Here is a 9,314-nt window from a genome sequence, read left to right on the forward strand (position 1 = left end):
TCGTCTCCCTGGGATTGGGTCAATCGATTGTGCCGGGGCCTGGCTTGGCCACGAAGCCGCGCTCCACGTCGCCGCGAAACCCGACGGATTCGTAGAGGCCATGCGCCTCCTCGCGCGCCATGCCCGACAACAGCATCACCTTGCAGCAGCCCTGCTGCCACGCCAGCGCGAGTGCATGTCCGAGCACCACGCGGGCCAGCCCGCGCCTGCGAAAGGCGGCAGCCGTGATGACGTGTTCGATGACACCGATGCGCCGGCCGCCGCTGGCAAGGTTCGGCAGGGTCGCCAGCATGCAGGTGGCACCCAGTTGGCCGTCGATCTGCGCGACGACGATGCAGGCATGCGGGTTGTCGACGATGCCGGCCCAGAGCCGCTTCGCCTCTTCCGGCGCCAGCATCGGGTCATGCGGCCGGAGTTCGGCGTACAGCGCCTGCACCGCGCCAAGGTCGGCCATCACGGCTTCGCGCACCTGGGCGCTGGCGGCGATGGGAGAAGCGTTCGTCGAGGTGTTCATGGCGGGACCGGATGGCTGCGACTTTTCGCATTCTCGCTACCATCCGCTGCCGGGCCCCGCCGCCTGCGCAACAACGACGACATAACAACACGGAGACAACACCATGAAGTTTCGCCCTGCCGCATTGGCGGCCCTCGCCCTGGCCGCACTCGCCGGCTGCAACAGCATGACCCCCACGGTGCCGCAGCGCCAACTGATGCTGGTCGCCAACGACGAAAAGCAGTCGTGGAACGACGCCGGCGGCGTGATCCTCGGGCCGATGGGGCGCGACACGGTGCAGGTGCTCGACATCGGCACCGACCCGCTGGCGCCCAAGGTCATCGGCACGCTGCAGCTCGACAACACCATCGCCGGTCCGCCGACCAACCTTGCGATCACGCCCGGTGAAACGCTGGCGCTGGTCGCCAATTCGCTCAACGTGGTTGAAGAGAACGGCGCGCGCAAGCAGGTGCCCGACAACCGCCTCTTCGTGATCGACCTGACGACCACGCCGCCCAGGCTGATCGACACGCTGCAGATCGGCAAGCAGCCCTCGGGCCTGTCGATCAACCGCGCGGGCAACCTCGCGCTAGTGGCCAACCGCGCCGACAACTCGGTCAGCGTGCTGCGCATCGCTGGCAAGAAAGTCACGCTGATCGACACCGTGGCCATGGGCGACTCGGTGGCGCATGTGCGCTTCACGCCCGATGGCAAGCGTGCGCTGGCGGCCAAGTTTCCGAGCCACAAGATCGCGCTGCTCGACGTGAACGGCGAGAAGGTCACTTACAACAAGGTCGACCTCGCGGCCGGCCTGTGGCCCTACAACGTGGACGTGACACCTGACGGCAAGCTCGCGCTGACGGCGGACAACGGCAATTCGGGCGCGTCCGATGGCCAGATCGACACCGTGAGCGTGATCGACATGGAGGCCGCACCGCCGCGCGTGGTCGACAAGGTGGTGGTCGGCGACGGCCCCGAAGGCCTGGCCGTAAGCCCGACCGGCAAGCATGCCGTGGCGGTGATCCTGCGCGGCAGCAACGCGGCCAAGAACGCCTACTTCTACAACCGCAACGGCTCGGTCGTGCTGCTGAAGATCGACGGCAAGAAGGTTACGCGTGCCAACGAAGTCGAGGTGCGCGGCCTGCCCGAAGGCGCGGTGTGGAGCGCCGATGGAAAGTACCTCTACGTGGGCAACTTCATCGACCAGGACATCACGATCCTGCGGCTCGATGGCGAGGCGCTGGTGCCCACCGGCAAGTCATTCCCGCTGCAGGGGCATCCGGCCTCGATGCGCGGGACAATGACGCACTGACCCACTCATCCCCGACGAAGAATCCATGGCGCAACCCAAACGACAACTCCGCACGCTCGAACGCGGCATCCTCTGCCTGGTGATCGGCGTCGCCGTTCTGCTGGGGCCCCGCTTCCTGCAGGGCACGCGCTGGTTCGAGATGGTGGCGGGCGCCTACCTGGTCGGCTGGTTCGCGCTGGTGCTGGGGGCTGCGCTGATCGTGGTCGAGCTGGTCAAGCGCGGCAAGTCGCGCCAGTAGCAGGTACGAACGCGCGGCGAGACAGGCTCAAGCCTTCTTGCCGCGCAGCTTGCCGAAGAGTTCCACGCCCGCCAGCACGATGGCGCCGGCCACGAGGCCCACGCCTGCGTTCACGCCCATCGAGCCGAGCGTGCCGAACACGCCGCCCGTGGCCTTGGCCCAGTCTTCGATCGCATGGCCGAACGAGGGCACGCCGTGCACCAGGATGCCGCCGCCCACGAGGAACATGGCCGCCGTGCCGGCAACCGACAGGCCCTTCATGAGCCAGGGCGCCGTGGCCAGGATGCTGCGGCCCAGGGCGCGTGCAGCCGCGCTGGCGCGCTGGCTCAGGTAGAGGCCCGCGTCGTCGAGCTTCACGATGCCGGCCACGAGGCCGTACACGCCGATGGTCATGATCAGCGCGATGCCTGCCAGCACGCTGAGCTGCGTGATGAAAGGCTGGCCCTGCACGGTGCCGAGCGTGATGGCGATGATTTCGGCCGAGAGAATGAAGTCGGTGCGCACCGCGCCCTTGATCTTTTCTTTTTCCACCGCGACCACGTCGACCGCAACATCGGCCACAGCCTTTTCGTGGCGTTCGGTGTCGGCCTCGTGTTCCTTCTTGTGCAGGAACTTGTGCGCGAGCTTTTCGGTGCCTTCGAAGCAGAGAAAAGCGCCACCCACCATCAGCAGCGGCGTCACCAGCCAGGGCAGCCAGGTGCCGATGGCCAGCGCCGCGGGCACCAGGATGAGCTTGTTGACGAACGAGCCCTTGCACACCGCCCACACCACCGGAATCTCGCGCTCGGCCCTGACGCCGGACACCTGCTGCGCATTGAGCGCCAGGTCGTCGCCCAGCACACCGGCCGTCTTCTTGGCGGCCACTTTGGTAAGGATCGACACATCGTCAAGGACGGTCGCGATGTCGTCGAGCAGCAGGAGCAGGCTGGTGGCCATGGGCAAGGAAGGGGCAGAAAAGAAGCGGCGAGCTTATCCGCAGCCGCCGGCCACCCCGGCAATAACCGTACGCCCCCGCCCCGAACGCGGGGCCGGATGCGGAATTTATTTGCGGATCAGAGCGCGCTGAGCGCGATCGCCAGCATGGCGGCCAGCGAGGCGCCGAACAGCGCCAGCCCCACGCGGCGGCGGTGCGTGAGCATCCACAGCGCCACGCCCGAGAGCGACAGGAAGATCAGGCTGCCGGCCAGCGTGTCGACCAGCAAAATCCACGGCAGCGGCATGCCGCCGCCCTTGTGCATGTTGGTGAGCGTGGCGACAAAGCCGTTGTGCGTGGTGTTCACACCGACCGAGCGATTGCCCTGCCAGTACTCGGCCTGCACCACTTCGTTCGGGCCGCCGAAATTGAACAGCCAGTGCGCCGGCTGCGTGAGCGCCGGGGCACTCTTGTCGCTCTTGTCGGCCCAGGCCACCGGCTTGGCCGGCTCGATGCGCGTGGAATTGGGCGGCCCGCTCATGCGCAGCGCGCCCTGCAGCCATTGGCTCATGGCCTCGGGCGTTTCGGGCACCGGGTCGGGCAGCGCCAGTTGGGCGCGGGTGCGCTCCTGGGCCTGCGGCAGCTTCAACACATTGCGGTGGTTGAGCCAGATGCCGCTGAAACCGAACAGCAACCCGAGCACCGCGCCCCACAGCCCGAACCAGCCGTGGGTGCGGCGAATCCATTGCACGATGGTCGTGCGGCGCTGGTGGGCCCGCACGCGTGCGGTGTGGCCGAGGCTGCTGTCGCGGTCCATCAGGCGACGGTGCGCTTGAGGCGGATTTCTTCCACGCGCACGGTGCCCAGTGCGGTGGTCTTGGCGGTCTTCATCTCGCGCTTGAAGCCGGCGAGTTCATGGAAGCGCATGGCGCGGTCGTTGCGGATGGGCACCCAGATGGTGACCGTGCTGCAGCCTTCTTCTTCCAGGCCTTCGCGCGCGGCGTCCCACAGGGCCACGCCGACGCCCTTGCCCCAGTGTTCGGGCTTGACGTAGATGGCCCAGATTTCACCCGTGGTGGGCGGCGTCTTGGGGTCGCGCGAGCGGTCGAAACCGACAAAGCCGACGATTTCGCTGCCCAGCACGGCCACGCGCACCTGCGGCTCGCTGTATTCGATGGCTTCGCGCCACTTGGCTTCGCGCGAGGCGGGAGCGATGACGCGCAGGTCTTCTTCGGAGAGGATGCCTTCGTAGGCGGCCTTGGCGGCCAGGGCATGGACTTCGGCGACGGCCTTGGCGTCGCGCAGGGTGGCGGGGCGAACTTCGTAATCTGACATGGATGCGGGGGAATCAATGGAACCTCGTATTGTCGCCGCACCGCTAAACTGCCCGGTGTATCCGTCGTATCAACAGGAGAAATACATGGCCAAGAGTCAGCAACGCAGCACCAAGGAAGCGAAGAAACCGAAGAAGGACACCTCGCCACCGAAGCCCGTGGGCACGGGCGGCATCGAGCCGGTCCGCACGATCACCACCGCGGTGATTCCGCGCGGCAAGCTCAAGAACAAGTGACCGACGAGACGCCAGCGCCAGGCAAGCCGATCCAGCCCCGGAACCCGTTGCACGGGCTCACGCTGGAGGCCATCGTGACGGCGCTGGCCGACTACTACGGATGGGAGCACCTGGGCGAGCTGGTGCCCATCCGCTGCTTTGCGATCGACCCGAGCGTGGGCTCCAGCCTGAAGTTCCTGCGCAAGACACCCTGGGCGCGCGAGAAGGTCGAGAGCCTCTATCTCTTCATGCTGCGCGAGCAACGCCGCGAACAGCAGCAGCAACAACCCCCGCAAGACCCGCAGCAACCGTGACGATGAGGGTCCGACTCGAACCATCCGGGCTGGACTTCGAGACCGAAGCCGGCACCACGCTCCTGAAGGCCGCCGAAGCGGCCGGCATCGAGCTGCCGAGTTCGTGCCGCAACGGCACCTGCCGCACCTGCATCTGCCAGCGGCTGTCCGGCGAAACGCGCCACATCATCGAATGGCCCGGCCTGAGCGCCGATGAAAAGGACGAGGGCTGGATTCTTCCCTGCGTGGCCGAGGCGCTGAGCGACCTCGTGCTCGACGTGCCGAAGGCGTTCTCGGTTTTCTAGGCCGTTCCGGGCGATTTGACGGCGGCGGCGGGCATTGCCACCACCATCCGGTCCCGCTGCGCCAGCGACGGGAACAGCCGGAACCAGGTCAGCGCCACCAGCACAGTTCCCACACCACCCACGACCACCGAGCCGACCGGCCCAAGCAATGCGGCCGTGGCGCCTGACTCGAATTCGCCAAGCTGGTTGCTGGCACCGATGAAGATCGAATTGACCGCGCTCACCCGCCCGCGCATGGCGTCGGGCGTTTCGAGCTGCACCAGCGTCTGGCGGATCACCACGTTGACCATGTCGGCCCCACCGGACACCGCCAGCGCAATCAGGGAGACGACAAAGCTCTTCGACAGGCCGAACACCACCATGCACAGGCCGAACAGCGCAATCGCCATCAGCAACGTGCGTCCGATGTGGCGCTCGACTGGCCGCCGCGTGAGCGCGATCGACATCACCAGCGCGCCGACCGCGGGCGCGCCGCGCAGCAGGCCCAACCCCCACGGCCCCGTGTGCAGGATGTCCTTGGCATAGATCGGCAGCAGCGCCACGGCACCACCGAGCAGCACCGCGAACAGGTCCAGCGAGACGGCACCCAGCACGGGCTTGCGTTTCCAGATGAAGTCGACGCCCGCGAACACGGTGGCCAGCGTGACCGGCTCGCGTGCGGCCGGCGTGTAGGCATAGCGCAGCCGCAGCACCAGCGCGCAGGCCACGGCGAAGAAGGCCACGCTGGCGCCGTAAACCACCGCCATGCCCGCCACGAACAGCAGCCCGCCGAGCGCGGGCCCGCCGATGATCGCGCCCTGCATGCCGGCCGAGCTGAAGGCCATCGCGCGCGCCAGCATGGTCGGCGGCACCAGCAGTGGGGTCAGCGCCTGCTGCGCGGGCATCTGGAAGGCGCGCACCGCCCCCAGCACCAGCGACAGGCCCAGCAGCAGGCCGCGTGTGTCGTGCTTCTCCTGCACCGCCAGCAGCAGCACCAGCGCCACCAGCCCCTGTACCGCGAAACAGGCGGCCACGATGCGACCGCGATGGTGGCGATCGACGATGTGGCCGGCCAGCAGCGCCAGCAGCAGCGCGGGCACGAACTGGTAAAGGCCCACGAGGCCCAAATCCCAGGCGCTGCCGGTGAGTTCGTACATGTGCCAGCCGATGGCCACCAGCAGCATCTGCGAAGCAGCCGTGCCAAAGAGCCGCGCCGTCCACATCTGCATGAACGGGCGCTCGCGCGTCAGGTCGGAAAAGCTCGGCGAAGGGAGATTGCCGGGCGCAATGGCGGCGGCGTCTGGAGAGGGGGAAGAGGCTGGGGCAGGGCCGGACATTCGTTCGAGGATAGCCGAGGCTCCATGAGCAGGGCATGAGCGGGCATGAGCGCCCCGCCCTGCCCCTGGGAACGCGGCTCTCTAAACTCGGCGGCATCCATGACCGTGCCACCGCTTCTGCAACCGATCCACGAAGACCCGTTCCTGCTGGTGCTCGACAAGCCCGCCGGCCTGCTCTGCGTGCCCGGCCGCGGCGACGACAAGCAGGACTGCCTGAGCGCACGCGCCTTGCGGCAATGGCCCGATGCGCTGATCGTGCATCGCCTCGACATGGGCACCAGCGGCCTTGTGGTGATGGCGCGCGGCGTCGAGATGCAGCGCGCACTGAGCGCAGCCTTCGCCGAGCGCCGGGTGCACAAGCGCTACGAAGCGATCGTCGACGGACGCATGTCGCTGCGCGAGGACTGGTCGCTGATCGACGCGCCGCTGATGGCCGACTGGCCGCGCCGTCCGCTGCAAAAAACCGATCCGGACGGAAAACCCAGCATCACGCGCTGGCGTGCGCTGGCTTCAACGACGCCGCTCGATGAACCCGAAGCCACGCATGTGTTGCTGGAGCCGCTGACCGGCCGTACCCATCAATTGCGCGTGCATCTCTTGTCGATCGGGCATCCGATCCTCGGCGATGCGCTGTACGGCGATGCCGCAGTGCAGGCGCGTGCTCCGCGCCTGCTGTTGCATGCGAGCGAACTGGGTTTCGTGCACCCGGTGACGCAGCAAGACCTTCGATGGAAGAGCCCGCCCGGCTTTTCTCTTGCGCTGCTCAGCCCTTGACGACCAGCACCGGCATGTTCGCGTCCTGCAGCACGCGCTGCGTCACGCTGCCGAGCAGCAGTTTCTCGATGCCGCTGCGGCCATGCGACCCCATCACGATCAGGTCGGCTGCAATGGCGATGGCGGTGTCGACGATGCCTTCGTGCACCACGTGGCCGTCGATCACACGCTGGTCGCTGTGCAGGCCCTCGGCCGCCAGCGCCGCGACGCCGCGTGCCAGGGCTGCATTGGCGCTCGCCGTGGCGGCAGCCAGGTATTCGTTCTGGCCGAGCGCGTAGTCCGCGCCCACGCCGATGAAGGGGTAGTTGTCGATCACGTGAATCAACGTGATGCGGCTTCCAAAGGCCAACGCCAGGCCACTGGCCTTGCTGACCGCGAGCATGGAAGTTTCGGAGCCGTCGATGGGTACCAGGATGTGATTGAACATGGCGGACCTCGCTTTCGTTCGCAGACAGACACGGCTCGATCTCGAGCCGGGCCCCGAATTTAACCTCTGTTCCCAAGGGTGGCTGTAGGACTCCAGCCAGCGACGGCGCACGGCTTGCGTGCGCATGCCGCGCAGAGGGTTTATTCCCCCTGGAAACCCTTGGCGCGGCAGGTGACCACGAGCGTGTCGCGCCATCCGTCGCCGCCCTCTTCCATCGGCTGGATCGGCGTCGATTCGTGAATCACACGTGCGTCGTCGAGCACCAGCAGCGTCCACGGCTCGGTCATGGTGAAGCGTTCGCCGCGGCGGCCGTTGGCCTCGAACACGCGCGTTTCGCCGCCCTTGATGCCCTGGCGCCCGACCAGCGCCACCGCGACCAGATCGACGCCATCGCGATGCGCACCTTCCGGCGTCGGGCGGCCGATGCCGCCGGCGGTGTCGATGCGGAACTGGTGCGCCTCGACGTACCAGCGCTGCGGTGCACCGCGCATGTCGCTGCTGGCCTTGCCGAGCTGCTGCAGCAGCCGCTGCCACACCGGCTGTGCCACCGTGGCGTCCAGCATCGGCGCAAACCAGCGCTGCATGCCGCCGTGCAGCGCGTTGTACTCCACCGGCTGCCAGTGCGCGCGATGCGGCACTTGCTGCAGCGTGGCGTGGTCGTCGGCCTCGACGGTGAAGCAGGCATGGCGCCGCGTGCGATAGCGGCCGCCGTCCTTCAGGTAGTCGTCGGGCGGCAGATCGTTCCAGTCCGCATGCAGTGCGTTGAGTTGCGCGAGCGGCACGCCGAGCCAGTCGGACACGCCTTGCGGGCTCAGCACAGCATAACCCTGCTCGCGCAATGCGGCGGGCAGTTCGGCGGGGTTGATGAAGGGCGGGGTGAATGCGGCCGTTGTCACGCGGCGACCTTCACGTCCTTCCAGAACGCGACGCGGTCGCGAATTTCCTCGGCTTCGGGCTTCGGGTCGGCGTAGTACCAGGCGGCGTCGGTGTTGAGCTCGCCATTGACCAGCAGCGAGTAATAGCTCGCGGTGCCCTTCCAGGGGCAGGTGGTCTTGTGGTTGCTGAAGGTGACGTGATCGCGATTGAGCGAACTCATCGGGAAATAGTGGTTGCCTTCGACGAGCACGGTGTCGTCGCTATCGGCGATGGTGACGCCGTTCCAGGTTGCTTTCATGGTCTTGGTCTCCAGAGGGAGGGAGTGCTGCGCGTCAGCGCAGGTGGCGGGGGCGCTGGCCGTTGCGCTGCCGCACGGGGCTGGGGGGTATTGTGCCGTTGCTTGTGGTGGTCATTTTTTTCAGGGCGATATGGGCACTATTGCTTTGTTTGTTTTCTGAAGCTGGGAGTTTGTTTTTCCGGTCGAAGGTTTGCTTCCCGAGGCCGGGTCTCGCCCCGGCGGGCGACCTACTTTTCTTTGCTTCGCCAAAGAAACGTAGGCAAAAGAAAGGCGACCCCGCTGTCTGCGACCCCTGCGCTTCGCTACGGGGCAACCTGCGGTGCTCACGTTTCGCGGGGTCCGCAGAACTCGCTTCGCTCAAACAACTGCGGCCCTGATCCGCGAAACGCTCCGCTCCTCGGCGCAGCCAGAGGGGGTTGGAGACAACTCGGGCCGTCGCTTCGCTCGGCCCGGGAACCGCCCGCAGGCAGCAGCCATCAGCACCAGCCACCGTCGAACTCGATGCGCCATCCCAAGGCAC

Annotated in this window: 14 protein-coding genes; 6 read left to right on the forward strand and 8 right to left on the reverse strand. The window is 67.0% G+C overall.

Translation table 11 applies throughout. The annotated features are described in order from the left end of the window. Positions 1 to 19: 19 nt before the first annotated feature. The gene (locus H7F35_RS01070; protein WP_222621998.1) at positions 20 to 514 is read right to left on the reverse strand and encodes a GNAT family N-acetyltransferase; all 495 of its coding nucleotides are present in this window, start codon (positions 512 to 514) and stop codon (positions 20 to 22) included. Between the two features lie 103 nt (positions 515 to 617). Between H7F35_RS01070 and H7F35_RS01075 the strand changes: the two genes are divergently transcribed. Beyond that, the gene (locus H7F35_RS01075) at positions 618 to 1,805 is read left to right on the forward strand and encodes a YncE family protein (protein ID WP_187111153.1); all 1,188 of its coding nucleotides are present in this window, start codon (positions 618 to 620) and stop codon (positions 1,803 to 1,805) included. 25 nt (positions 1,806 to 1,830) lie between these two features. After that, a complete protein-coding gene (locus H7F35_RS01080; RefSeq protein ID WP_187111154.1) occupies positions 1,831 to 2,043 on the forward strand; it encodes a hypothetical protein in 213 nt (70 codons plus the stop codon). 27 nt (positions 2,044 to 2,070) lie between these two features. Here the strand turns inward: H7F35_RS01080 and H7F35_RS01085 are convergent, their stop codons facing one another. From H7F35_RS01085 to H7F35_RS01095, 3 genes are all read right to left on the reverse strand, one after another. After that, positions 2,071 to 2,979 carry a DUF808 domain-containing protein gene (locus tag H7F35_RS01085; RefSeq protein WP_187111155.1) on the reverse strand — a complete coding sequence of 303 codons (909 nt, stop codon included), beginning with the start codon at positions 2,977 to 2,979 and terminating at the stop codon, positions 2,071 to 2,073. Positions 2,980 to 3,095: 116 nt separating this feature from the next. Further along, on the reverse strand, positions 3,096 to 3,773 hold the full coding sequence (locus H7F35_RS01090) for a PepSY-associated TM helix domain-containing protein (protein WP_187111156.1): 678 nt from the start codon (positions 3,771 to 3,773) through the stop codon (positions 3,096 to 3,098). Continuing rightward, a complete protein-coding gene (locus H7F35_RS01095; RefSeq protein ID WP_187111157.1) occupies positions 3,773 to 4,291 on the reverse strand; it encodes a GNAT family N-acetyltransferase in 519 nt (172 codons plus the stop codon). Before H7F35_RS01095 ends, H7F35_RS01090 begins: the two co-directional genes overlap by 1 nt. 85 nt (positions 4,292 to 4,376) lie before the next feature. On the opposite strand from H7F35_RS01095, the gene H7F35_RS01100 reads away from it, so the two are divergent. The 3 genes from H7F35_RS01100 to H7F35_RS01110 are packed head-to-tail and all read left to right on the forward strand — an operon-like array spanning position 4,377 to position 5,103. After that, a complete protein-coding gene (locus H7F35_RS01100; RefSeq protein WP_013542593.1) occupies positions 4,377 to 4,526 on the forward strand; it encodes a hypothetical protein in 150 nt (49 codons plus the stop codon). Further along, the gene (locus H7F35_RS01105; protein ID WP_187111158.1) at positions 4,523 to 4,819 is read left to right on the forward strand and encodes a VF530 family DNA-binding protein; all 297 of its coding nucleotides are present in this window, start codon (positions 4,523 to 4,525) and stop codon (positions 4,817 to 4,819) included. The genes H7F35_RS01100 and H7F35_RS01105 overlap by 4 nt, the downstream gene beginning before the upstream one ends. 2 nt (positions 4,820 to 4,821) lie before the next feature. Then, a complete protein-coding gene (locus H7F35_RS01110; protein ID WP_187111159.1) occupies positions 4,822 to 5,103 on the forward strand; it encodes a 2Fe-2S iron-sulfur cluster-binding protein in 282 nt (93 codons plus the stop codon). Here H7F35_RS01110 and H7F35_RS01115 read toward each other — a convergent pair. Then, positions 5,100 to 6,419 carry an MFS transporter gene (locus H7F35_RS01115; RefSeq protein WP_410010753.1) on the reverse strand — a complete coding sequence of 440 codons (1,320 nt, stop codon included), beginning with the start codon at positions 6,417 to 6,419 and terminating at the stop codon, positions 5,100 to 5,102. The two genes, H7F35_RS01110 and H7F35_RS01115, sit on opposite strands and share 4 nt — an antisense overlap. 99 nt (positions 6,420 to 6,518) lie before the next feature. Here H7F35_RS01115 and H7F35_RS01120 point away from each other — a divergent pair, with 99 nt between their 5' ends. Continuing rightward, positions 6,519 to 7,193 (forward strand): RluA family pseudouridine synthase, encoded by a 675-nt coding sequence (locus H7F35_RS01120; RefSeq protein ID WP_187114089.1) that lies wholly within the window; start codon positions 6,519 to 6,521, stop codon positions 7,191 to 7,193. Here the strand turns inward: H7F35_RS01120 and H7F35_RS01125 are convergent. The 3 genes from H7F35_RS01125 to H7F35_RS01135 all read right to left on the reverse strand — a co-directional run bounded on the left by H7F35_RS01125 (position 7,183) and on the right by H7F35_RS01135 (position 8,794). Beyond that, positions 7,183 to 7,620, reverse strand: a complete 438-nt coding sequence (locus H7F35_RS01125) for a universal stress protein (protein ID WP_124457957.1) — start codon at positions 7,618 to 7,620, stop codon at positions 7,183 to 7,185. The two genes, H7F35_RS01120 and H7F35_RS01125, sit on opposite strands and share 11 nt — an antisense overlap. 140 nt (positions 7,621 to 7,760) lie before the next feature. Then, on the reverse strand, positions 7,761 to 8,516 hold the full coding sequence (locus H7F35_RS01130) for a 2OG-Fe dioxygenase family protein (protein WP_187111160.1): 756 nt from the start codon (positions 8,514 to 8,516) through the stop codon (positions 7,761 to 7,763). Beyond that, positions 8,513 to 8,794, reverse strand: a complete 282-nt coding sequence (locus tag H7F35_RS01135; protein WP_187111161.1) for a DUF427 domain-containing protein — start codon at positions 8,792 to 8,794, stop codon at positions 8,513 to 8,515. Before H7F35_RS01135 ends, H7F35_RS01130 begins: the two co-directional genes overlap by 4 nt. Between the last annotated feature and the right edge of the window lie 520 nt (positions 8,795 to 9,314).

Origin of the sequence: Variovorax sp. PAMC26660, from assembly GCF_014302995.1 — a bacterium.
GTDB lineage: Bacteria > Pseudomonadota > Gammaproteobacteria > Burkholderiales > Burkholderiaceae_C > Variovorax.

Coding starts and splice junctions, on each gene's coding strand:
- H7F35_RS01085 (WP_187111155.1), bottom strand. CDS start 2,979: ATGGCCACCAGCCTGCTCCTGCTGCTCGACGACATCGCGACCGTCCTT.
- H7F35_RS01075 (WP_187111153.1), top strand. CDS start 618: ATGAAGTTTCGCCCTGCCGCATTGGCGGCCCTCGCCCTGGCCGCACTC.
- H7F35_RS01090 (WP_187111156.1), bottom strand. CDS start 3,773: ATGGACCGCGACAGCAGCCTCGGCCACACCGCACGCGTGCGGGCCCAC.
- H7F35_RS01120 (WP_187114089.1), top strand. CDS start 6,519: ATGACCGTGCCACCGCTTCTGCAACCGATCCACGAAGACCCGTTCCTG.
- H7F35_RS01095 (WP_187111157.1), bottom strand. CDS start 4,291: ATGTCAGATTACGAAGTTCGCCCCGCCACCCTGCGCGACGCCAAGGCC.
- H7F35_RS01135 (WP_187111161.1), bottom strand. CDS start 8,794: ATGAAAGCAACCTGGAACGGCGTCACCATCGCCGATAGCGACGACACC.
- H7F35_RS01115 (WP_410010753.1), bottom strand. CDS start 6,419: ATGTCCGGCCCTGCCCCAGCCTCTTCCCCCTCTCCAGACGCCGCCGCC.
- H7F35_RS01110 (WP_187111159.1), top strand. CDS start 4,822: ATGAGGGTCCGACTCGAACCATCCGGGCTGGACTTCGAGACCGAAGCC.
- H7F35_RS01080 (WP_187111154.1), top strand. CDS start 1,831: ATGGCGCAACCCAAACGACAACTCCGCACGCTCGAACGCGGCATCCTC.
- H7F35_RS01070 (WP_222621998.1), bottom strand. CDS start 514: ATGAACACCTCGACGAACGCTTCTCCCATCGCCGCCAGCGCCCAGGTG.
- H7F35_RS01100 (WP_013542593.1), top strand. CDS start 4,377: ATGGCCAAGAGTCAGCAACGCAGCACCAAGGAAGCGAAGAAACCGAAG.
- H7F35_RS01125 (WP_124457957.1), bottom strand. CDS start 7,620: ATGTTCAATCACATCCTGGTACCCATCGACGGCTCCGAAACTTCCATG.